Below are 24,647 nucleotides of genomic sequence, written 5' to 3'. Positions count from 1 at the left end.
GACTCTAGGGCTGTTAATTAGAAAGGTAAACGATATGAAACTACGTAGTAATTACCTAAAAGAGAATATTACAGGTTATCTGTTTATTTTACCTCAGATGATAGTATTCTTAGCCTTTCTTGTCTATCCGATCTTAGAAGGGATGCGGCTGAGTCTATACCAGATTAATTATGACAGCGAGAAGTTTGTGGGTTTTGCCAATTACACCACATTGTTTAATGATCCGGTATTTTTTAAGGCTACCATCAACACCGTTGTGTTCGTAATATTTATCGTTCTACTTACAGTGGGGTTTGCATTGTTCGTAGCCTCTGCGGTATTTGATAAGAATGCTAAGTACGTTTCCTTTATTAGAGGAAGTTATTATATCCCGGTAATGGTGTCCATGGTGGTTATGAGTATGGTCTGGAGCTTTTTGCTGAATCCGGCTAACGGACTTATCTCTTATCTATATAAAGACATGGGACTAGGGACGATTAATCTGCTGGGAAATCCAAAGACGGTTCTGCCAGTCGTGATATTTGTAACCTTCGCAACTAACGTGGGCCAGGCAATTATTCTGTATATAGCTGCGATGATTGGTGTCTCGAAAGAGCTTTTTGAAGCAGCAGAAATCGATGGTGCTAGCAGATGGCAAGTGATTACAAAGATCCTGATTCCTTCGGTAGGACCTACAACAACTTATATTACGATTATCAATATTATTGCCGTATTAAAAATCTTTGTAGTTATTCAGTTATTGACCGGTGGCGGACCGAACAATTCCTCCGTAACGCTGATGTACTACCTTTATAATAATGCCTTTAAATATAACCAACTCGGTGTAGCTTCTGCGGTAGGGGTTATCATGTTCGTGATTACATTGATATTGTCTGTGCCACAGCTACGAAGCATGATTAAGGTGAAGTGAGGGGGAATACAACATGTCGAAGATTAAAAACAAGAAAAAGAGAGAGAAGTTTGATGTGATATCGAATGTGATCATTATCCTCTTCGCACTCCTTAATCTTTTTCCACTATATTGGTTATTCACAAGTTCACTTAAAAACAGCTCGGATGTTGTGAAGATGCCTCCAGACTGGTGGCCCAAATCGATTACATTCTCCAACTATGTGGATGTATTTCAGAACCAGCCGGCTTTAAGATGGACGTTTAATAGTATTTATGTATCTGGTATTTCTACTATTTTGGTTATTGTTGTAGGCTCTATGGCCGCCTATGCGTTCTCAAAGATTAATTTTAAAGGTAAAAATATAATCTTCATTATCTTTATATCAAGTTTGATGATTCCTAAAGAAATTATGATAGTACCCTTATTCCGGATCACCCAACAATTTGGAATGGTAAATAGTTATAACGGTATGATTTGGCCGAACGTGGCGGGTGCATTTGGAGTGTTCCTATTAAAGGGATTCTTCGATTTAACCCCTAATGCCTTAAGAGAAGCCGGGAGAATAGATGGTGCAAATGAATGGAGAATCTTCACGCGCATCATGTTGCCTATTGTCAAACCTGGTATTGGAGCCTTATTTATTCTAAATTTCGTGCAAGTCTGGAATGATTACTTGTGGCAGCTGGTTATAGGCCAAGAGAACAAAATGAAAACATTAATGGTTGGTACTGCGACCTTAATGCAGGATTTGAATCCTAATTTCGCTTATAAAATGGCCGGAGCTACCATCGCTGCAATTCCGATGTTGCTAGTGTTCATGTTATTCCAACGGTTCTTCACCAATGGGATTACGGCAGGAGCAGTTAAAGAATAAATAAAAATGTGGAGTGGGTTACTGATGAATACTGAAAATAATGTACTTAAAAAAATAAAACATAAACTAGTCGTCTCCAGTCAAGCCTTACCAGAAGAACCGCTGCATAGCCCGTTTATTATGGGGAGAATGGCTTATGCTGCTTACTTAGGCGGGGCTTCTGGAATTCGGGCAAACAGCGTAGTGGATATTCAAGAAATCAAAAAGCAAGTGAATCTGCCGATCATTGGGATAATCAAAAAGGTGTATAAAGGCTCTGAAGTCTTTATTACACCCACTCAAAAGGAAGTCGATGAGCTGTACCGCGAAGGGGTAGATATCATTGCTATGGATGCTACAGACCGGATTCGCCCGGACGGATCTACTATTTCTGAACTTTTTCCACTTTTAAAAGAGACCTATAAAGATCAACTGTTTATGGCGGATTGTTCTACATTTGCGGAAGCTGCGAAGGCTGTTGAGCTGGGATTTGATCTGATAGGAACTACCTTGAGCGGTTATACCGAGGCCACTAAAGGCCGCAACTTGCCAGATTTTGAATTGGTTCAGCAAATCGTCAACAACTTCTCTGTTCCCGTTATAGCTGAAGGTGGGGTTTCCACTCCTGAAGAATTAAAGACCATGTTTGATTTAGGTGTGTATTCAGCAGTGGTTGGCTCTGCGATCACGAGACCGATGGAGATTACGAAGCGGTTTGTGAACGCTATTCAGTAGAACACCAGAGAGGGTAGATGGGAATGAGAATTGTAGCCGTAGATATTGGCGGTACCAATACCAAGATGTGTATATGCGATAAACAGGGGAATGTACATGACTTCAAGGAGTATGCAACAGAAAGCTACTTGGGGGGACCCCATGTAATCTCGAGAATGCTGGAAAAGATTGCAGAATACGATCATTTTGATGCCATTGCCATAAGCACCGCGGGCCAAGTTAATGCAGAAGAAGGATTTATTGTCTATGCTAACGAAAATATACCTAGATATACTGGAATGAAAATTAAGGATATTGTCACCCATCATTTTAATAAACCTGTTATGGTAGAGAACGATGTGAATTCAGCTGCATTAGGCGAAGCTTATTATGGAGCTGCTCAGAGCTTTAACAATTTCTTATGTCTAACCTTTGGCACAGGCATTGGCGGTGCGATCGTCATTAATCGCCAAATCTATAAAGGGGCTAATGGGGTAGCGGCTGAATTTGGCCATATCTTTACTCACCCATTGTCGGCCACATGCGGAGTAGAAGGACTGCCGTATTATGAGAAATACGCTTCAACTACAGCTTTAGTGAAGATGGCTCAGCTGGCAGATCCCGAATGCATGGACGGAAAAGCTTTATTTGATAAAATACAGAGCGGAAATGAGCAGCTTGAACGTATTTTAGATTTATGGATTACTGAAGTGGCTGTGGGTTTAGCCTCTATCACACATATCTTCAATCCATCCGCGATCATTATTGGTGGCGGCGTAATGGAACAAGAAGATTTGGTTCGAAGGGTAGAAGAACGCACGAAGTCTTTGATTATGGAAAGCTTTGCGGGAGTGAGAATTGTTAAAGCCTCATTAGGGAATAAGGCAGGTCTGCTGGGAGCTTCCTCCTTATTCGTACATTAATTTATTGAAAAGGAGGGGCTTTTTTGCGGACAATCAGTATTTTTTCTTCAATTCATTCTAAATACAATAATTTGACGAATACGGAGAAGAAGGTAGCGGACTACGTACTGGAGAATACGAGAAGTGTAGTCTACATGTCGATTACTGATCTTGCAGATGCATGTGATGTTGGGGAATCAAGTATATTTCGATTTTGCAAATCTTTAAGTTATAAAGGGTATCAAGAGTTCAAGATCGCATTGGCACATAGCATCACTGTGGAGAATGAGATCCCGCAGCTTACCGATCAAATTCTGATGGATGATACGATTGAAGCTGTTGCTTCTAAAGTGCTGACCACGAATGTAAGTGCACTCAACGAGACCTATAATTTAATTGATATACAGAAGATCAGTGAGGCCATTGAGTATTTGATTAATGCAGAACGTGTATTGTTTTTCGGTGTGGGCTCTTCTCTAGTCACAGCTATGGAAGCCAAGATTAAATTTATGCGCATTACGAACAAAACGGAATGTTTAATGGATTCACATCTGCAGATGATGTCGGCAGCGTTGATGTCTAACCGGGATGTCGCTGTTGTGATTTCTTATTCCGGCTCGACCAAGGATAGCATTGAGGTTGCGAGAAAAGCAAAGGAACGAGGAGCCAAAGTAATATCCATTACCAGGTTTGAAAAGTCACCGTTAACCTCGTACTCCGATCTGACCCTGCTATGTGGGGCTAATGAAGGACCGCTGCAAGGGGGTTCATTATCTGCAAAGATATCGCAGCTTTATCTGCTTGATATTTTATATGTAGAATATTTCAAGAAGACTAGTGAGCAATCCATAATCAATAAAGAAACTACAGCTTCAGCAGTCAGTGAGAAACTGGTTTAGCACATTAAGATGTGAGGGGAATGGGAAGTTATGATCTTAGGTTCTTTGTCATCTTGGGAAGAGCATATCAAGTATGAGAATCCTGTCATTGTTGAGGCTATTGAGGAATTGAAAGTAATCTTACAACATGATCCTGATCTTGGGCGAATCGAAATCCGCGGGAACGAAATGTATGCTTCGATTATGGCTCTGGAGGCAAAATCGCTGGAGGAACAAGTCGCAGAGAAGCATGAGACTTATATTGATGTGCATTATCTGATAGAAGGTGAAGAAACGATTGGCTGGGCACCCCTGCAAGAAGGGATCGAGCCCATTAAGCCTTACGATGCCGAAGGAGAATATGCGCTTTATCCCCCATCAGCAGATGAAATATTGTTATCTTTGAAGCCTGGAATGTTCGCGGTCTTTTTCCCTCATGATGTTCACAGACCGGGCATGGGTCAACCGGGGCAGCAGATTAAAAAAGCTGTCATTAAAATCCACACAAATCTACTAACTCCATAATATAGAGATTGAGGCTGGTAGCGGAACCATTCCGCTGTCAGCTTTTTTTGCGTCGCTTCTATTTACTTATATCTAAATTTATAAATATACAAAATATAAAGATTGGTGGTAAACTTAACATGCCTAAAGCTTTTTTTGTAGAGCTTAAGGATTTTTTTGCATGCACATTTATGAGTGAGCAAAGAATATTACAGAGAATTACACTATAGAAAGAATAATGGAGGCAGGAGAGTTAAATGAAGAATAAAGGTCTAAAGAGAATGTTGTTGTTATCTATGATGGTTGTTGTCATCGCTGCACTTGCAGTGGGTTGTGGTTCGAAAAATAATACAAATACAGAATCGTCAGAGGGAGCTGCTCCAGAGGCTGCAAAAGAAGTTACCTCATTGTCGCTCGGTTTATTACCCTCGATTGATGCTATTCCTTTTATCATCGCACATGAACAAGGTTTCGATAAAAACCACGGTGTGGATCTGGACATCCAGACGTTTAAAAGCGCCAAAGATCGGGATGTAGCTTTTCAAGCAGGCAAGCTGGATGGTCTAAGTGCTGACCTGGTTGCGATCTCCATTTACAATGAGGCTGGACTGGATGTGAAGATCACCAGTACAACTTTTGGGGAATTTGATTTGCTGACTGGAAATGAATCGATCCAGGATGTGAAGGGTTTGAAGGGGAAAACCGTGATTTTGTCCAAAAATACCTCCACACAATATACAGTGGCCATGATGCTGAAACAAGCAGGTCTGACCGAAGCTGATATTACAGTGACAGAGGTTCCACAGATTCCGACCCGTTTAGAATTGCTTAAGAATAATAAGGCGGATGCGGCAATTTTGCCAGAACCTTTTGTAACGATGGGCAAAACCTCAGGCCTGCGTGTACTGAGCTCAACGCTAACTGCGGGAGTAAATCCGTTCGTATTAGCTTTCCCGCAAACTGCAATTGATGCCAAAGCAGAAGCTATCCGCAGTATGTATGCTGCTTATGATGAAGCAGTAGCTTATATGAAATCCCATGAACAATCTGAATATATCGATCTTGTAATCAAAGAAGTAGGATATCCAGAAACATTAAAAGATGAGATCAAGGTACCGGATTATGTACCAGCTTATCAAGTGGATGTGAAGGAAGTAGAGGCTGCATTTGCTTGGGCACGGGAAAAAGGTTTGCTTAGCAAAAATATCTCGGCTGAAGATGTGATTTCTGATGTCCAATTCAAGAAATAAAGGACTCGCCATAAAGGATCTGAAAGTAGAATATAAGAGCGGACAATTAGCCTTAGGTCAGGTGGATTTATCTTTGCCGGAACATGGGATCTACACCATTATCGGACCCTCTGGCAGCGGAAAATCAACCTTATTACGGGCGATTGCGGGCTTGCTGCCTAGCTATCAGGGACAAATTCTTTTTAATGAGAAATCTGTACATGAGAAAGAAACGTTAATCGGGCTGGTGCCGCAGAACTACGGGCTTCTTCCTTGGAAGACTGTACATGATAATATTCAGATAGCGATGAAGATTACGCATACGGCAAGTTCATCCAAGCAAGAACGGGAGACGCAGATTAAGCAGTGGCTTTCGTCGATGGGGATCTCTGATTTAGCAGAACGTTATCCCTTATCCCTCAGTGGAGGCCAGCAGCAAAGAGTAGCGATTGCCAGAGCTTTTGCCATTTTGCCTACTATTCTGTTGCTGGACGAGCCATTCTCTGCACTCGATGCGATAACAAGGGAAACGCTGCAGGTCCTCTTTTTAGAGAACTGGATGGCTAACCCGACGACTACATTATTTGTCACTCATGATGTGGAAGAAGCGATTCTGCTGGGGCAAAAGATTATCGTCATGCCGTCCAACAAAGAAACTACACCTGAAATTATTGATAATCATTTGGTGTTTCATATGAAGCATGAGGATAAGCGGGACAGTGTGGATTTCTTTGAGCAGACTAAGCGGATTAGAAAGGTAATGCAGGAGATATGGTAAACAAACGTCGACTTCATCATCTAGTAAGGCTGCTATTTGTATTTGTCTGTATGAATGTAGTCTGGTATATCGCATTTTTACTTATGAACCATTCGATTTTGCCAAGTCCCTTTGCTGTATATAAGGCGATGTTTCAGTTAGGAGCGCAGGATATTGCTATAAATGTAGGGTATAGCTTGTTCAGAATTTTTGCAGGTGTGGTACTGGCGTTAATTATTGGACTGCTTGTAGGTCTTCTAATGGGACGTTCGTTGACCTGGAACAAACTGCTGGACCCTGTGGTTTACTTGACCTATCCTGTTCCCAAAATTGCCCTGCTTCCAGTAGTGATGCTGTTCTTCGGGCTTGGGGAGACGTCCAAAATCCTAATGATCATGCTGATTCTATTGTTTCAGATCATCATTTCGGTAAGGGATGGGGTTAAGGCTATTCCGGACAATACCTATGATGTCTTAACTAGTATAGGTGCCAGCGCTGTGAAGAAGTTCTGGCATGTGACACTGCCGGGGGCATTGTCAGTAATTCTGAGTACGATTCGTATTTCGCTTGGAACGGCGATATCTGTACTGTTTTTTACGGAGATCTATGGAACAGAGCACGGTATGGGCTTTTTCATCATGGATGCGTGGTTAAGATTAGATTATCCGGAGATGTATGCGGGAATTATGTTGTTCAGCTTGGTCGGTTTTATTCTCTTCTTGCTTGTTGATTTTCTTGATTACAAGTTTATGAAGTGGCGGAACTAAATTTAGTTGGAAATTAAACGATAGCTTTCCTTTGCCTGAGTTTGGGCAAGGGGGAGCTTTTTTTATATGATTTTTTGGGGGCAACACAATTAATTTTAGTTTCATTATTATTTGAATGGAAAAATAAAACAGTAAAATAAATGAAGGAAAAAATGAAAATTAAACTTACTTAGGGCTGTAAACCCCCGTTTATTTTAGAAAAATATAAAGATGGTGAGATGAAAAGAGGGAATTTGTTTTAAAAAAACTAATAAATCTCTTGATTTCTTGCAAATCTATTGGAAATTATATTCATAAAAGTATAAAAAGGTTTAGTTTAATTTATTTACAACCAGATTTTAGTATGGTATTTTATCAATGGAAACGGATTCATTTAGGTTTTGTGAAATGATTTTAAGTTATTACGAATGGAAGGATCTGTTCACTTCATAAAAATGAAAACGCTAATAAAAGGTTGGGGGTAATTATCTTTGAATAAATATGGACGGAAGCTATGGCTTACGGTACTGATTTTCGTGATTGCGATTGGCGGGCTGACGTATTATTGGGCTTCTAAGGGCGAAAACCCAGCAACACTGTCTCAGGAGTCTGCCAAAGAAGCAACGGGTGAAGCGGGAAAGAAAACTCTTCCAACGGCGACAGCAGCTAACACAAGTAGTGGAACCGCATATACGTTGACTGTGGATACGGCGAATCCGGGAGCTAAGATCAGCCCGATGTTGTACGGAGCCTTTTTCGAAGAGATTAATCATGCGGGAGATGGAGGGCTATATGCAGAGCTGATTTCCAATCGTTCCTTTGAGGATAGTTCGGTCACACTGTTCAATTGGTGGATGGATGAAAAAGGAGGGAGTAAAGGGAAGCTTGCTCTGACCAGCACTAAGCTTTTGAACGATGCTCAGACCCAGGCAATGGCTTTAACAGTATCATCAGCTGCCGAGGGTGGTTCGGTATCTGCTGTGAATAATGGTTACTGGGGGATTGCTTTGACGAAGGATGCCAGTTACAAGTTGTCTTTCTATGCGCGGCCAGAGCCAGGGGACAATATGCCACTGCGTATAACGTTAGAGAGCCCAGATGGCAATGAGCTATATGCAGAACAGACCGTTGATAAGTTAAAAGAAGGATGGCATCCATATACATACACACTGACTTCTACAGGTACTGTAGCAAACGCACGAATTGTAATCTCTGCTGCCAATGTAGGGACTGTTTATCTCGATATGGTGTCTTTGTTTCCTGAGACTTGGAACAACAGGGAGAATGGGCTTCGCATCGATTTGGCTGAAAAGGTAGCTGCGATGAAACCCGCATTCGTTCGTTTTCCGGGGGGATGTTTTGTGGAAGGGAAAACGCCAACTGATGCTTATCAATGGAAGAACACCATTGGTCCGATTGAAACGCGTCCCGGTCATAAGGGATATTGGGATTACCGCTCCTCAGATGGGCTGGGCTTTCACGAATATCTGCAATGGGCCGAAGATCTGAAAGCGGAACCATTATATGTAGCTTATATCGGGATTTCACATAACGGAGATCCTATAGCCAAGCAGAATACCGTTCCAGTCAGTGAAATTCAGCCATGGATACAAGATGCGCTGGACGCCATTGAATATGCAAACGGACCGGTTACTAGCAAATGGGGGGCACAAAGAGCCGCCAATGGTCATCCGGAGCCTTTTAATATGAAATATTTAGAGATTGGTAACGAAAACAATTTCCAGATGAGTGAATATATTAAGCGTTATGGCTTGTTTTATAAAGCAATTAAAGAGAAGTATCCAGAGATTCATCTCATTGCCAATGCGGCAGTTGAAGGTGAGCCTATCGAGATGGTTGATGAGCATTACTATGAAACCTCTGAATGGTTCCTCAGCAACTCGAACAGATACGATACTTATGACCGGAGTGGTCCTGAGATTTATGTTGGTGAGTATGCGGTGACCAAGGGTGCGGGAGAAGGCAATCTGAACGCTGCAATCGGCGAGGCCGCTTTTATGATGGGCATGGAACGGAATTCTGATATCGTAAAAATGTCCTCTTATGCCCCGTTGTTTGTGAATACGAAGGATCGTACTTGGAACCCGGACGCTATTGTGTTTGATTCATCGACTAGCTACGGAACACCTTCTTATCATGTGCAGCAGATGTTCGGAAGCAATAAGGGGGATGTGGTTCTTCCAACCTCACTTGTGGCTCTAGGTCAAGAAGAAACCTCCGGTAAGCAATCCATTCAAGGTGGAATTGGTTTGGGGACTTGGGCCACCCAGGTAGAGTACAGCGATGTACGAGTAGCGAAAGGTGATGACGTTCTTTTTGAAGATCATTTCAAGAAGGATTCCGGAGCCTGGACTCTAAACAATGGGGACTGGGAACAATCCAAGGGTACTTTTAAGCAGACTTCTAATGATATTGATATTCGTGCAGTTGCCGGTGAGACTTCATGGAGTGATTATACACTTTCTCTTAAGGCGAAAAAGACTGGCGGAGCAGAAGGCATGCTCATTATGTTCGGCTCTAAAGATGAAGGTAACTTCTATTGGTGGAATCTTGGCGGCTGGGGAAATACGCAGAGCGCGATTGAAAAATCAGTAGGTGGAACAAGAGCAGTCATCGGAAGAACGGTTCCTGTAAGGATTGAGACTGGGAAATTGTACGATATTCGCATTGAATTATCAGGTGCTAATATCCGGCTCTATCTCGACGATGAGCTTATACAAGAGGTGAACGATGAAAGTCCAGCAGGGCCGCTGTTCCAAACTGCGAGCCGTGATCTTGCCACAGGTGAGCTGATCGTTAAAGTCGTTAATGCGGGTGACACTGCTCAGCGCACGGATGTTTCTTTTGCCGGACTTGCCACATCAAGTCTGGAAGGAACAGCTACCGTACTTCAGTCGGACGATTTAAATGCTGAGAATAGCTTCGCTGAACCTGACAAGGTGGCACCTGTAACTCAAAAGGTAAGTGTAGACAAAGGTAGTCTGGAGTTTGAATTCCCGAAATATTCCGTGACCGTGTTAAGACTAAAGGAAGGGGGGAAATAGCCGGTCACGGAGGGAGGTTCACTCCTTCACTATAAACAAGCATTTATTTGTTCAATTTAAGAGGGAGGTTAGGTTATGAGTTCGAAAAGAAAAACGAGCAGTTTAGTCGTATGTATGGTAATGGTTTTTGTGCTTATTCTGTCAGCCTGTAGCAGCGCTGGAAGCTCAACGACGAATCAAAATGCAGCTAACAACGGTAAAACGAACACTGAAAAAACTAATAATGCTAGTGAACCAACCAATGCAACAGCTACTGAGGGCACGGAAGCAGTAGATCCTGCCAACGACCTGCCAAGCAAAGATATTCAAGGTGAGGTTACCGTTTGGGCCTTTAATGAAAAAGTGTTCGAGGAAGTCGGCGCTGCATTTATGGCTGAATATCCTGGAATCAAGTTGAAGACGGTAGTTATGCCCTTTGGCGACCTGCATGACAAGCTGCAAACGACAATCGCCGCAGGTAGTGGAGCGCCGGATGTAGCTGAAGTAGAAATGTACCAGTTGAACCGTTATATGGCGGGCAATGTGCTGGAGAATCTTTTGGAAGAGCCTTATAACGCTGGAAAATATAAAGATCTGGTTGCTCCATATAACTGGGAACGTTGGATGACACCAGACAGCTCACAGCTGCTTGGTATGCCTTGGGATATGACACCGGGGGTTTATTACTACCGTGCAGACATTTTTGAAGAGCTTGGATTGCCAAGTGATCCTGCTGAGCTTGGTGAATACATGCAAGATGAAGAGAATCTCTTGAACCTGGCTCAAATTTTGAAAGCTAACGGTAAATATTTCATGGAGTGGAGCGATGGCCCGATCGTATGGGCAGGAGATGAAGTCGGCTACTTTGATAAGGATATGAACTGGACACGTAATACGGACAAAATGGTGAAAGTTCTTGATATTACAAAACGTGGACAACAGCTGGGCTGGGCACCTCATATCGGTTATGGCTCAGACGAAGGTAAACAGCTAGTTCTGAAAGGTGATTTAGTTGGTGTCGTATCGGGTTCATTTGGAGCGCGCGGACTTCAGGAAACATTCCCTGAGCTTGCCGGAAAATGGAAGGTAACCCGTTTGCCAATAGGAATTAACGTGGGAATGGGCGGCTCAAGCTTTGTTATTCCTTCGCAAAGCAAAAATAAAGAAGCGGCATGGGCTTACATTCAGTGGAGCATGAGAAGTGAAAATGCTTGGAAAATTTGGACAAAACATTCCATTCAGCCGGGTTACAAGGATATTTCCAGTCTTGATTGGTACGCAAACACTAAAAATGAATATCTGGGTGGGCAAGAGGAATTTAAACTATATGAGCAATTAAGCAACGATATTCCAGTCAAACACCTTACACCAGTAGATAACAAGGGCTGGGAAATCTTTATAGCGGCGATCGGTGATGCACTGGCTAAGAACACAGATTCCAAGACGGCTATTCAAAAAATTGGTGATGATGTCTTGAAGCAAGCTTCCAAAGAAATTGCTGCCTTTAAAAAGGCAATGGGAATGCAGCCGTAAGGAAATCTAAAAACAGGAGGGGCAGCCTGCAATTGCCAGAGCTGCCCTGCTTGTATTCACTTAAGTCCGAGAGGCCCGTAAAGATGGGAGGAGACCGATGCGTGTTACGCATACTGCGAAAATATAAGATTAGTTTGTTGTTACTGGTACTTTTAGGAGTCTCCCTAGTGTGGTGGAATCAATCACGAGGGTTTGATAATTCAGCGATGGAGGGCATCCCCGTTTATGCGGATGTTGATGAAAGCTCTATTTTAGAAAGCGATAGTGTGAATTCAAAACTCGAAGCCTCTTACTTAAGCTATTACGAGGAAAAACAGCAGGATGGAGCAAAGGACTCATCGGATTTTACGCTTGCTATTCCTTCGGCGGATTATACGGCCATTAGTGCTGAAGGTACAGAGGTAATGACGGATCTTGGTGGAAAACCCGGCAAGGTACTAGCGCTTAAAGCAGAGGATAGCTGGGTGGAATATACATTTACGGTTCCGGCAGATGGGTTATATCAGATGGGGATGGAGTATTATGCCCTTCCTGGTAAACGATCCTCGATCATTCGAAGCGTAAAGATTGATGGGGAGTATTTATTCTCTCAAGTAAAAAAAATGGAATTCCAGCGGATGTGGAAGGAAAGTGCAGAGCCATGGCTGGACAATCAAGGGAATGAATTTAATCCCAAGCGGGAAGAGGTAACAGGCTGGCAATATCGGGAGTTTCGAGATGCCGAGGCCAGAACTGCGGATCCCTTTCGCTTTTATCTGACCAAAGGGGAGCATACGGTGAAGCTGGAAGCCATCCGGGAACCGGCTGCACTTAGTGAACTGAGAATATTTTCTCCAGAACCGCTCCCGACTTATGCGGAAGTGAAGCAGGAGTATGAGAATAAGGGTTACAAGCCTGTTCAGAATCAAGTGATCAAAATTCAGGCAGAAGAATCCTCCCTTCGTTCAGATCCAACGCTGAAGCGGATCGAGGACCGGGAGCCACTCACCGAACCTTTTAACAAAGATGCTATTGTGCTTAATAGTTTTGGGGGTGTCGGGTGGCGTACGGGTGGACAATGGGCGGAATGGAATTTCGAGATTCCTGAGTCAGGGCTCTACAATATCGCAATTCGTTACGGCCAGTGGTTCCTAAACGGGATACCGGTGGAACGCCGGATTATGATTGATGGCGAGGTACCGTTCCAAGAGCTGAATGCCTTGAAATTCCCTTACAAAGCGGAATGGCAAGTAAACAAGCTGGGGAATGAGGACGGAGAATACTTCTTTTATCTCGAACAAGGCAAGCATACGTTGCGGATGGAAGTTCAAGTATCGGGTGTAGGCGGAATGATTGAAGCTGTGCTGAACACTACACATAAAATGTCTCTTTTGGGACGTGAAATCACACAGGTAACGGGAACGAACCCCGATCCAAACGGGGATTGGCAGCTGGAGCAGAACATTCCTAATCTTGTGCCACGTTTACATTTGATGGCGCGGACGTTGGATGATGCCGTGCAGGATATGTATGCTTTTGGCGTTGCGGATGGAAGCTCTGAGCTGAGTACGCTTTATGAAGCACGTGATCGGTTCCTGGAAATGGCGAAGGATACCTCAAGTATTCCAGGTCGTCTTCAGCAATTTACGGATCTGCAGTCATCGCTTGGCTTATGGGTCAACGGATTAATGAAGCAGAGTATTGTAATGGACTATATTGAAGTGAAGTCGGAAGATCAGCCATGGCCTAAAGACGCGGCTCCTTGGTATACCCGTGTAGGGACGATGACGTATGACTTCTTTAGTTCTTTTACAAAGGATTACAGCGGCATAGGAAATACGTACAAAAATGAAAAGGTGCTGGATGTCTGGATCTCTCGTGGACGTGATTGGGCGGAGATCATTAAGCAAATGGTGGATGAGGACTTTACACCAAACACGGGCATCAAGGTGAACGTCAATATTATTCCTACGCTTGCAGCGGATCAGAAGCAGATTCTGTTATTAGCCAATACTGCCGGACTTGCTCCCGATGTGGCACTGGGGGTTGAGGGTGAAGTGCCGATTGACTTCGCGGTGCGGAATTCACTCGTGAATCTGAATGAATTCTCGGATTATCAAGAGGTTGCTGAACGTTTCAGAGCGGGCGCACTGATTCCTTATAAGTATGATAACGGAGACTTCGCATTGCCGGAGAATCAGAACTTCACGATGCTCTTTTACCGGAAAGATATTATGGCACAGCTGGGCATTAGCGAGAAGGATATTCCGAATACGTGGCAAGAGGTTATGGAACTGATTCCTGTGCTGCAACAAAACGGGATGGACTTCTATTATCCACATGCCCCGAACAATCCGAGTCTAGCCATTAATGAGTTTGCGCCGTTCTTATTCCAGTATGGTGGAGATTTCTATAAGAATAATGGGATGTTGTCTGATCTGGATTCACCAGAAGCACTGACAGCTATGAAAATGTGGACGGGACTCTTTACGAACTACAAGCTGCAGAAACAAGCGGATTTCTATAACCGTTTCCGTTCTGGAGAGATGCCAATCGGCGTTGCTGATTATTCCACATACATTCTGTTATCTACTGCCGCACCTGAGTTGACAGGCTGGTGGGGCATGAAACCAATGCCGGGTATTGAACAAGCCGATGGACAGATTAACCGTTCTACAGGCGGGCTTGCACAGACAGGAATTATTTTTAAGGATACGGATATGAAAGAAGAGTCTTGGGAGTTCCTGAAATGGTGGACCAGTGCGGATGCACAGGAGAACTTCGGCTCAGAGCTTGAGTCTTTGCTGGGTGTTGAAGCTCGTTGGAATACAGCCAATGTTGAAGCGCTCAAACGTCTGCCGTGGCAGCAAGATGATATCGACGCCATTATGGAACAGTGGGAGTGGTTTAAAGAGCGCGAAGTGGTGCTTGGAGGATATTACACGACCCGGCATATCGCCAACATCTGGAATGAAATTGTGCTCAACGGTAAATTCCCGCGGGAGGCGATGGAGCAAGGTGTGCGTGAAATCAATAAAGAGCTTAGTAAGAAACGCGAAGAGTTCGGAATTGAAACTTCCCAGACTTCAAGCGCTAAAGAGGAAGGAGGTCAGAAATGAGTAGTGAAATAATTACACCGGCACAGAACGAAGCCGTACAGATGCAGCCGACGAAAACTCCCGGGAAATGGGCTCAGCTTTGGTTGGATATCAAGAAAAATAAAGTTTCCTATTATTTCTTGGCCCCTTTCCTGATTCTGTTCACCGTTTTTACTATTGTTCCTATTATCATGTCCGTCGTTCTAAGCTTCAGCTATTACAACATTATTGAGACACCGAGATTCATTGGCTTCTCTAACTATAAGCTGTTGTTTGTAGACGATGATATCTTTCTTAAAGCTGTTGGGATTACGCTAAAATTTGCTATTATTACAGGTCCGATAGGTTATATTATGGCCTTCTTGCTGGCCTGGCTGATTAGCCAGATTCCGCAGAAGTTCCGCTTTTTCTATACCCTATGCTACTATGTGCCATCGATTACAAGTGCAGTAGCAATGTCCGTGGTTTGGTTGTATTTGTTCGCCGGAGACCGCAAGGGGTTGCTCAATCACTGGCTCATTCAGCTGGGGATTATCAATGAACCTTATTTATTTCTACAAAATGTAGATTCGATCGTACCGGTGATCATCATAGTTTCCTTATGGATGAGTATGGGGGTAGGTTTCCTTGCTTTTCTGGCCGGACTTCAAAATGTACCGACAGATTTATATGAAGCTGGCTCAATTGATGGGGTCAAGTACCGCTGGCAGGAGCTTTGGTACATTACGATTCCATGCGTCAAACCGCAGCTGTTATTCGGTGCGGTGATGCAGGTGGTCGGTTCGCTTACCGTATTTGACGTCAGTATGCGGCTTGTTGGATTTCCGAGTCCCCTTTATGCAGGCCATACGATTATGGCGCATCTGTTCGACTACGCATTTATCCGCTTTGAGATGGGATATGCGTCAGCGATTGCTGTATTACTGTTCGCTTTGATGCTTGGGCTCAACCGTCTCATCTTCAAAGTGCTGGGGAGGGATTAGGATGCACAAAATAAACTTACGGCGTATTGACTATGGCGGCATCTTTTTATATCTGTTCTTAACGGTGTTTGGCCTAATTATGCTGCTGCCACTTGTCTATATGGCAGTGACTGCTTTAAAACCAACAAGCGAACTATTCCTGTTCCCACCGCGGTTTTTCGTAGTGAATCCGACGTTGGTGAACTTTCGTGATTTGCTGTTAATTACCGGAACTTCGGCGGTGCCGTTCTCTCGGTTTATTTTCAATAGCGTGGTCGTTACATCGGGGATTGTGGTCGGGGGTGTCTTAATTTCAGCAATGGCGGCTTATCCGCTTGCCAAGCACAATATGCCATTTAAAAGCGCTATCTTTAGTATGATTGTGGCGGCGCTGATGTTCTCACCCCTAGTATTGCAAATTCCGCAATATCTGCTGATTAGCCGCAGCGGATTAATGAATTCGTATTTTGCAATGATCTTACCTTATCTGGCTGCACCGATGGGAATGTTTCTTATGACCCAGTTCCTGCGGCAGCTTCCAGATGCTTTATTAGAGGCGGCCCGCATAGACGGGGCTTCAGAATGGAAGGTATTCTGGGTGGTTGTGATGCCAATGCTTAAGCCGGCGATTTCGACTTTTGCTTTATTTAGCTTTATTTCTGCTTGGAATGATCCGTATCCTTCAATGGTCTATACGACTGTTCAGGAAATGAAGACATTGCCGCTTGCCATCCAAACCATCAGTGGTGGAGCCGGAGTCGTTGCTAGGGTAGGCACTTTGGCAGCAGCAAGCTTCTTGATGATTCTCCCGACTATTCTTGTCTTTATATTAACGCAGCGGATGGTGCTTCAGACAATGGCCCATTCGGGGCTGAAGGAATAGGGGGAGTCATGATGATAGGACGTAATATGAAAAAAATGCTGCTAACAGGGCTACTGGTGACGCTGACACTGCCAGTGCTGCTGCTTCCAGGGCAGGCGCTAGCTGGCGAAGCCCCATATGAGGGGTATACGTGGAATCAGTCCGGCAATGAGGTCCGCTCGATTAATGGTTATCTCTACGATTCTTCTATCGATCCAACAGGAACAGATACGGGGTCCTTCAAAAATCCGGAATCTCTCTTTATTAGTGATGACGATTCACTCTACGTAGTAGACACGGGCAATAGCCGGATTGTTCATATGGATAAGGACGGTCGTCTGCTAAATTTGATCGGTGATACGGAAGGCAGCGGCAAGCTGCAGGAGCCGAAGGGTGTATTCGTGAAAGAGGATGGAACGGTATATGTAGCAGATACAAAAAACGCGCGTATTGCTATTTTTGATAAAAATGGCAAGTTTGTAAAAGAGTTTCTAAAACCGGATAGCCCATTACTGGGTGCTAATTTCTCTTATTCTCCTTCTAAATTAGTTGTAGATAAGCGTGATTATATGTATGTGGTGAGCGATGGTAACACGCAGGGGTTGCTGCAAATTGACTCGGGCGGTAAGTTCAAGGGGTTCTATGGAGCGAACCATGTAGGCTTCTCCTGGACACGACTCTTAATTAAGCTGGTGGCCACCAAAGAGCAGCAGAACCAGCTGGCGACCGTTAAACCTTCTGAGTTCTCCAACGTGGATCTGGATGAAGAAGGATTTATCTACAGCACGACCCTGGGCGAAGAGTATAACCAGATCAAACGGTTATCTCCGGTAGGCGTAGATACGCTGAACATTGGTAAACACTGGTACGGTGATTATTACTCCGAGGGTCCATTCAGTATGGCTTCTTTTATGGGCATCAGTATTGATAAGAACGGGTTTATAACCGCGCTGGATTTGCAGTCCAGTAAAGTCTTCCAATATGACAAGCTGGGGAATTTGTTATTCAGCTTCGGCGGGATCGGGGATCAGAATGGACTCTTCGTGACTCCTTCCGCCGTAGATCAAACCGCTGATGGTCTGATCTATGTAGTGGATAAAGGACGGGGCAGAATCGATCGCTTCCGGACCACGCCGTTTGCGGATTTGGTTCATCAGGCATCTTTGCTATATGTAGATGGCAGCTATGACGAAGCGCAATCCTTATGGCAAGAGGTGCTGCGATTAAACGCCAATTATGATATGGCTTATCAGGCTATCGGCAAAGCGCTTTATAAAGCAGAGCAATATAAGGAATCTATGAGCTATTTCAAGCTTTCAAATTCCAAAGCTGACTATTCATCCGCTTTCCGCGAATATCGTAAATTGTATATCCGGGAGCACTTTACTTATTTCTTTGCCGGCGGAATTGGACTGTTCTTAGTACTGTTCTGGAGTGCGCCGAGATTATACCGGAGATTCCATGCCTGGCTGTATAGAGGAAACAAGGCAGTTTTGGAACCGGCAAAGGGGGAGATTGGATGAACACTTTGCGAATGATTCATCAGGTTGTAGTTCATCCTTATCAGTTCTATAACGATATTCAAGGAAAGCAGCGTATCCGCTGGATACAGGGGATTGCCATCGTTCTACTGACCTTTGTGGCACGAATGATCTCGATTCTGATTACAGGGTATGCTTTTCAAACTAGAGAGCCGCATGAAATCTCTATGTTTCATGAGTTTATTTGGCTTATCGTTCCTTGGTTGACCTGGTGTGTCTCGAACTGGGGTGTCAGTACGATTATGGATGGTGAGGGGAAATTTAAAGAGATTTTTGTGGGCAGTGCCTTTGCGCTTGTTCCATACATGCTCTTTATCATCCCAGTCACACTGCTAACGTTGGTCCTTTCGCTGGATGAGGCTTCAACCTTCAATCTGCTGCACAAGTTTGTGATTCTTTGGGTGGCTTGGTTGATTTTAATGAAGGTGAAGATCCTGCATGATTTTGAGATTCGCAAGGTTATTTTTATCACCATAATCAGTGTAATAGGGATCGCCATTATCTGGTTTGTAGGCATTTTGCTATTTGGTATTTCCAATCAATTTGTTTCATTTATTGTCGATCTGCTCAAAGAATTGAGATTGCGCGCGTAAGGAGGGAAAGGTAACACGATGAGAAAAAAAGTTAAAGTGCGGGGCATTCTCTGTATTGTTGTGATGATGCTGTTCGCAGTGATAAATGTTCAACCCCTACACAGTTCCGCCGATCCGTCCACCGCTACGCAGTCTGTTCAGACTGAAGAAAGCAAAGAGGTTGGGCAAGAGCAAACATCGGTGGTGACTGAACCAGCTGAAGGGCAGGCCACTGCTGTGCAAGAAAAGGAGACCACGGCTCCGGCAGAAGAGCAGGCTCCAACAGCTGTAGCAGCACTTGTTCAGAAGGTTGAGCTGCAGCCGGTCACGCCTGGAACAAAAGCACTGGAGAACGAACGCTATATTTTATATGTAGATGAGAAATCGGGAAATCTTCGCATCACAGATAAAATCACAAACAAGGAGTGGCTTGGATCTCCACAGCTGGAGCGAACAGCCATGCCAAATATTAAGAAATATACGACCGCGCCGATTTATGCCAGATACACACAGGGGGCTGACATTACACAGGTCTACCCACTTAAAGATGAAGACTCCACGGTTACCGTAACGATTGAGCAAGATGTCGTCCGCGCGGAGTTTGCTTTTATTAGCCTGAAGCTTTCTTTTGCTCTGGAGTACAGACTGACTGCTAATGGATTTGAGGCTTCCATTCCACAGGAGTATTTGAAGGAAGAGGGGAATGCGAAATTCACGAGTCTGGAGGTGCTGCCATTTTTTCATGCGGCTAGAGAAGATGCAGAGGGGGCAATGATGCTTCCAGATGGTTCAGGGGCATTGCTGGAGTTTCGGAAAGATCATCCCGCTTATTTGAAAGGTTATTCTGAATACATTTACGGCGGGGACGAAACCTTCGTGAAACAAAATCATGAAATTACGGATAACTCTTGGCAAAAGGCGGCACCTCTTAAAAAAGCTATCGCCTTGCCAGTGTTTGGGATCTATCAGGGAGACACAGGATATTTAGCAATTGTTACTAAGGGAGATACCGACGCTAAAATCAACGGTGTTCCATCAGGCATTCGCGCTATTTCGCTTTATAGAGCATCAAGTGAATTTACCCTGCGCAAGGATGATGTTATTTTTGTCGGCAATTCCGGCCAAATTCCTTATTATCAGGGTGAGATGATCAAAACCGATCGTAACGTACGTTATGTTCTGCTCCAAGGTGAGGAAGCCAACTACGTTGGGATGGCGAAGGAATACCGTAATTACTTAATGGAGGAGAAAAAGGTCAAGGAAGTAGTTCTTGAGAACACGCCATTGTATCTTCAAGTGCTCGGTGGGATTTCACGTGATGAAGTCATCGGTTCAACTTTTATAGAAGCAGCTACGTTTAAACAAATCAAGGACATGATTGATCAATATCAGGCAGAGGGTGTTACTCAGCTAGAGATTACGATCGAGGGATGGTCCAAAAATGGTTTATACGGAAACCAGCCAGAACAATTCCCTGTTGAGAAGAAGCTGGGAGGCAATAAGGGACTAAAAGAGCTTCAGGAATATGCCGCAGGCAAGGGCGTAAATCTTTATTTGAAAGCTAACTACGTGAAACCTTTCCAAGATAGCAACGGCGTGAAGGCAAGCAGAGATGCTGTGCGCGGTATTAATCGTGAAGTCTTGAAGCAGTACGTCTATTATCTCTCTACCCGGTGGAATACGGATGACTATTTTTATTTAATGAAACCTAGTGTTATCGCAAAACGCAGTAATGCTGAGTTAAGCAAGTTTCAGGATCTGGGTGTGAAGGGTGTGCAGTTTGAACACTTTGGAAGCTTGCTATACTCCGATGAGGATAATAAATCCAATACGGACCGCCAGCTTACAGAAGATACTTATGTTAATGCATTGGATAACTTCCGTAAGGGTGAGCTTAACACGGCAGTAGATTATGGTTTTGCCTATACATTAGGACATGTGAACCGGATTGATCAGGTGCCGCTCGACTCCAGTCAATTTGTCTATACAGATCGGGCGATTCCTTTTTATCAACTAGTGTTACACGGCTTAGTGCCTTATACAGCAAGCCCGGTTAATCTGTACGATGATTCCCGTAACCAAACCTTACGGGCGCTGGAATATGGAGCCCTTCCAAGTTATGAATTAACCTATGCTCCGACTAGCGATCTTCAGAGAACCATGGCAGACCGGCTGTTCAGCTCTAGTCTTGAGAACTGGCTGGCACCTTCTGTGCAGAATTATCTCGCATTGAAAGAGGTCTATGACAGCATTAGCAACCAGCAAATGACGAATCATGAGCAGCTGCAAAGTAAGGTCTTTCGGACGACTTATGCAAACGGTGTGAGCATTATAGTCAACTATAATGAGCAGTCCGTTGACGTGTCTGGTCAGACCGTCGAGGCATTCAGCTATGCGGTAACAGGAGGATGATGAAGTGAAAAAATCAAAGCTATCGATGCGAGCGCGTTATTTCGTTGAAGGATATTCCTTCATCGGCCTGTGGCTGGTCGGATTTCTGGTGTTTATGGCTGTTCCGCTGGGCCGTTCCTTGTATTATTCCTTTCAGGATCTCCAAGTGAGCAAAGGCGGTTTACTGGCCACTTTTGTTGGGATGGAGCATTATCGCGCCGCTTTTACTACAGATGTTAATTTCTTGCCTCTGCTGAAATCGACGATGGTGTCGACGGTGACTCAGGTTCCGTTAATTCTTATCTTTTCGCTCTTTTGTGCGATTCTGCTAAATCGCGGACTCGTAGGAAAAACCTTTTTTCGTGGCGTGTTCTTTTTGCCGGTCATCATTGCTTCAGGGGCGATTCTGGGCAAATTGATGGATCAGGGTGCCGCAAATTTACCAATTTTTTATAATCAGGATTTATATGATAAGCTCCATAACTTTATCCCCGGCGACATTTTGAAGTCATTGCTGAAATATGCAGAATCTTTAACGCTGGTGATGTGGGATTCTGGCGTGCAAATTCTGATTTTTCTAGCGGGGTTACAGACGATTTCTGTTTCACTGTATGAAGCGGCCAAATGTGATGGAGCAACCGCGTGGGAGAGTTTTTGGAAAATCACCTTCCCGATGATTATGCCGATGATGCTCGTAAACACGTTGTTTAGTATCGTCAGCTCATTCACGAAGGCAGATAATCAAATCATGAGTCATATTTTGAATGTCGTCTTTAAGAATAATGATTTTGGATATGGCTCAGCGATGGGCTGGATTTATTTTGTGTTTATTTTCTTGGTTCTGGGTTTGGTCTTCCTGTTATTCAGCAAGTCGCTCGGTGCCACCGAAGGGAGGAAGTAGAAGATGTTGAAGGAATCCGTAAAGCAGGTTCGGACAACGAACATGGAACATCTGACAACTCGTCTAAAAGCAAGCGGCAAGCTGGACAGGGTCGTGAAACGTTCGCTTCAGGTGCTGAATATCGCTTTTTATTACTTGGTTATTCTCAGCTTAACATTCGTATTCCTATATCCCTTGTTATACATGGTATCCAAATCCATGATGCAAGTAACAGACGTGGCCGATGCCACAGTGCAATGGCTTCCGAAAAAGATAAGTTTTGGCAACTATTTTCTGGCATGGGATTCGCTTAAATTCTGGGCCGGGTTCGCAAATAGTGCGATTATTTCCTTCGGGAGTGCGGTTCTGCAAATCTTAAGCTGTTCCTTAATCGGTTATGGTTTTGCCAGATACCGTTTTCCAGGCTACGCAGTGTGTTTCGTTCTGCTGCTGTTTACTTTTCTAGTTCCACCGCAGACGATTGTTGTGCCACTGTATTTGTTCTTTAGTGACTTGGGGTGGATTAATACACATTTGCCGTTTGTGGTTCCTTCTATGTTTGGGCACGGGTTGAAGGGGGCATTATTCGTACTGATCTTTATTCAGTTCTATCGCGGAATGCCTAAAGTGTTGGAGGAAGCAGCACGTATCGACGGTGCAGGCGCATTCAGAACGTACTGGAAAATCATGTTTCCTATCGCCAAGCCGGCAATGCTGATCGTATTCTTGTTCTCTGTGGTATGGCACTGGAATGACAGCTTTGAACCGAATACGTATTTAACAACACCGGATTTCTATAATCTGTCGCAGCGATTAGCGATGTTTTATGGTTCCAATAATCAGGCAGCGGAGACGATGTCGCAAATGACTTCGGGTTCTATTGGGATGGCCCCAACTGGACTGAATCAGGTTATGGCGGCGTGTATTCTAACCATTCTGCCAATTCTGATTCTGTATTTGTTCGTACAGCGTCATTTTGTAGAAAGTGTGGAACGCTCCGGTATTGCCGGGGAATAACTTTATTTACTAAAAACCAGCAAGCTCCCTGTGTGGAGGCTTGCTGGTTTTATTTTTAGGTAAAGGGTCTTCAAATTAGTATATCAATTCGGTTAAGATGGATAAGTATCCGATAAACTGTATTAGAAATACACATCCAAACCAAGGGAGTCAGACGATGAATAAACGCACATCGGGATTTGAGCACAGTACAGTATCCATTGCTGAGAAGAAAGTTACTTGGCTGGAGCTATTTTATGATCTGCTTTTTGTAGCAGCAGTTTCAAAAGCGAGCCATGTCCTATTGCATGTAGAGGCGGGTACAATTCCACTTGAATACTTATCCAAATTTATCTTAATATTTATTCCGATCTGGTGGGCTTGGGTAGGGCAATCGCTTTTTGTGAATCGGTTTGGGCAAGATATCTTTTCACATCGGATATTCTTGATTCTACAATTATTTTTTGTATTAATAATGACGGCGAGCTTATCGGTTAACTTTGATCAATATTATATGCCATTCTTAATAGGTTATGTTGGTTTAAGAGCTATGACAGCCATTCAATATCTTACGATAAATAAGAATGAAGCGGCTGATAGAAAGGGCACTGCCCGGTATTTGGGAAGCAGATTTTGGATTGGATTAGTGATCTCTTCTTTATCACTTTTCTTTGACTCTTGGATGCGTTATGTAGTTTTGTATGCGGGAATTACTGTAGACATTCTGCTTCCATTAGTAGGCCGGAAATACTTGGTGAAAAGTCCGATCAATACTCATCATTTATTGGAACGCTTTTCGTTGTTTACGCTTATTCTGCTTGGGGAATCAGTGGTCAGTATCCTTGCGGTTTTACAGTCTAGTCACTGGACGTGGCAATCTATTGTATTTGCATTATTAACTTTTCTATTAATTATAGCTATGTGGTGGCAATATTTTGATAATGTTGAAAAGAAAGTGGATAAGACTATAGAGACTGCCGGGCAAACCATAATTTACGGGCATTTATTTATTTATGTATCCTTGAGTATGATTGCAGCTTCGATCCAACTGCTATTTTTAGATCAATTAAATTATACATTTATGGTGTGTTTTATTTTTGGATCGGTCCTGCTCTACTTCTTCTCTACCTCACTGGTCTTCCATAAATATAGACGTATACAGCAACGGTTAGGGATATTCCATTTGACGTTATTATTAGGTTTACTTGGTGTTTTTTTCGCAGTAGATTTGTTGTTCCTTATACCTAATTACCTGATCATTGGTGAAATGATGTTATTTTTTGTGGTATATGCAAAATTAACGACGTAAGCTTG

General features: G+C 43.7%; 20 protein-coding genes. All 20 read left to right on the top strand.

Annotation, left to right across the window (positions count from 1 at the left end):
- Positions 1–34 precede the first annotated feature (34 nt).
- A complete protein-coding gene (locus tag MKY14_RS15960) occupies positions 35–910 on the top strand; it encodes a carbohydrate ABC transporter permease (RefSeq protein ID WP_076129168.1) in 876 nt (291 codons plus the stop codon).
- A gap of 13 nt (positions 911–923) precedes the next feature.
- Positions 924–1,766 (top strand): carbohydrate ABC transporter permease, encoded by an 843-nt coding sequence (locus tag MKY14_RS15955; protein WP_081382492.1) that lies wholly within the window; start codon positions 924–926, stop codon positions 1,764–1,766.
- 24 nt (positions 1,767–1,790) lie between these two features.
- Positions 1,791–2,480, top strand: coding sequence for an N-acetylmannosamine-6-phosphate 2-epimerase (locus MKY14_RS15950; protein WP_340976830.1), 690 nt, complete (start codon positions 1,791–1,793; stop codon positions 2,478–2,480).
- Positions 2,481–2,503: 23 nt separating this feature from the next.
- Complete coding sequence (locus MKY14_RS15945) at positions 2,504–3,382, top strand: ROK family protein (RefSeq protein WP_076303275.1); 879 nt, start codon at positions 2,504–2,506, stop codon at positions 3,380–3,382.
- Between the two features lie 23 nt (positions 3,383–3,405).
- Positions 3,406–4,260: a MurR/RpiR family transcriptional regulator gene (locus MKY14_RS15940; RefSeq protein ID WP_051491079.1), complete on the top strand. Its 855-nt coding sequence runs from the start codon at positions 3,406–3,408 to the stop codon at positions 4,258–4,260.
- 30 nt (positions 4,261–4,290) lie between these two features.
- Positions 4,291–4,764: a YhcH/YjgK/YiaL family protein gene (locus tag MKY14_RS15935; RefSeq protein WP_076186392.1), complete on the top strand. Its 474-nt coding sequence runs from the start codon at positions 4,291–4,293 to the stop codon at positions 4,762–4,764.
- A 236-nt stretch (positions 4,765–5,000) separates the two neighbouring features.
- Positions 5,001–5,993, top strand: a complete 993-nt coding sequence (locus tag MKY14_RS15930) for an ABC transporter substrate-binding protein (RefSeq protein WP_139329957.1) — start codon at positions 5,001–5,003, stop codon at positions 5,991–5,993.
- On the top strand, positions 5,974–6,750 hold the full coding sequence (locus tag MKY14_RS15925) for an ABC transporter ATP-binding protein (protein WP_076129171.1): 777 nt from the start codon (positions 5,974–5,976) through the stop codon (positions 6,748–6,750). Before MKY14_RS15930 ends, MKY14_RS15925 begins: the two co-directional genes overlap by 20 nt.
- Complete coding sequence (locus MKY14_RS15920) at positions 6,744–7,496, top strand: ABC transporter permease (RefSeq protein ID WP_076186390.1); 753 nt, start codon at positions 6,744–6,746, stop codon at positions 7,494–7,496. The genes MKY14_RS15925 and MKY14_RS15920 overlap by 7 nt, the downstream gene beginning before the upstream one ends.
- 470 nt (positions 7,497–7,966) lie before the next feature.
- A complete protein-coding gene (locus MKY14_RS15915; protein ID WP_081394068.1) occupies positions 7,967–10,540 on the top strand; it encodes an alpha-L-arabinofuranosidase C-terminal domain-containing protein in 2,574 nt (857 codons plus the stop codon).
- Between the two features lie 75 nt (positions 10,541–10,615).
- Complete coding sequence (locus MKY14_RS15910; protein ID WP_340976829.1) at positions 10,616–12,052, top strand: ABC transporter substrate-binding protein; 1,437 nt, start codon at positions 10,616–10,618, stop codon at positions 12,050–12,052.
- A gap of 167 nt (positions 12,053–12,219) precedes the next feature.
- Positions 12,220–15,150, top strand: coding sequence for an extracellular solute-binding protein (locus MKY14_RS15905; protein ID WP_076194598.1), 2,931 nt, complete (start codon positions 12,220–12,222; stop codon positions 15,148–15,150).
- Positions 15,147–16,112 (top strand): carbohydrate ABC transporter permease, encoded by a 966-nt coding sequence (locus MKY14_RS15900; RefSeq protein WP_076129175.1) that lies wholly within the window; start codon positions 15,147–15,149, stop codon positions 16,110–16,112. The genes MKY14_RS15905 and MKY14_RS15900 overlap by 4 nt, the downstream gene beginning before the upstream one ends.
- Position 16,113: 1 nt before the next feature.
- The gene (locus MKY14_RS15895; RefSeq protein WP_036679629.1) at positions 16,114–16,974 is read left to right on the top strand and encodes a carbohydrate ABC transporter permease; all 861 of its coding nucleotides are present in this window, start codon (positions 16,114–16,116) and stop codon (positions 16,972–16,974) included.
- Between the two features lie 8 nt (positions 16,975–16,982).
- The gene (locus MKY14_RS15890; RefSeq protein WP_139332089.1) at positions 16,983–18,476 is read left to right on the top strand and encodes an NHL repeat-containing protein; all 1,494 of its coding nucleotides are present in this window, start codon (positions 16,983–16,985) and stop codon (positions 18,474–18,476) included.
- On the top strand, positions 18,473–19,087 hold the full coding sequence (locus MKY14_RS15885; RefSeq protein WP_076129177.1) for a YIP1 family protein: 615 nt from the start codon (positions 18,473–18,475) through the stop codon (positions 19,085–19,087). Before MKY14_RS15890 ends, MKY14_RS15885 begins: the two co-directional genes overlap by 4 nt.
- A gap of 18 nt (positions 19,088–19,105) precedes the next feature.
- On the top strand, positions 19,106–21,478 hold the full coding sequence (locus tag MKY14_RS15880; RefSeq protein WP_340976828.1) for a DUF5696 domain-containing protein: 2,373 nt from the start codon (positions 19,106–19,108) through the stop codon (positions 21,476–21,478).
- Between the two features lie 4 nt (positions 21,479–21,482).
- Positions 21,483–22,358 carry a carbohydrate ABC transporter permease gene (locus MKY14_RS15875; RefSeq protein ID WP_081382489.1) on the top strand — a complete coding sequence of 292 codons (876 nt, stop codon included), beginning with the start codon at positions 21,483–21,485 and terminating at the stop codon, positions 22,356–22,358.
- 3 nt (positions 22,359–22,361) lie between these two features.
- Positions 22,362–23,354 carry a carbohydrate ABC transporter permease gene (locus MKY14_RS15870; protein ID WP_051491074.1) on the top strand — a complete coding sequence of 331 codons (993 nt, stop codon included), beginning with the start codon at positions 22,362–22,364 and terminating at the stop codon, positions 23,352–23,354.
- A 199-nt stretch (positions 23,355–23,553) separates the two neighbouring features.
- Positions 23,554–24,642, top strand: coding sequence for a low temperature requirement protein A (locus MKY14_RS15865; protein WP_340977058.1), 1,089 nt, complete (start codon positions 23,554–23,556; stop codon positions 24,640–24,642).
- The last annotated feature ends 5 nt before the right edge of the window (positions 24,643–24,647 follow it).

Origin of the sequence: Paenibacillus sp. FSL R5-0887, assembly GCF_038002305.1 — a bacterium.
In the GTDB taxonomy this organism is placed as follows: Bacteria; Bacillota; Bacilli; order Paenibacillales; family Paenibacillaceae; genus Paenibacillus_AQ; species Paenibacillus_AQ odorifer.
Note: the sequence above shows the minus strand (reverse complement) of the source record. Positions and strands in the feature narration are given on the sequence as shown.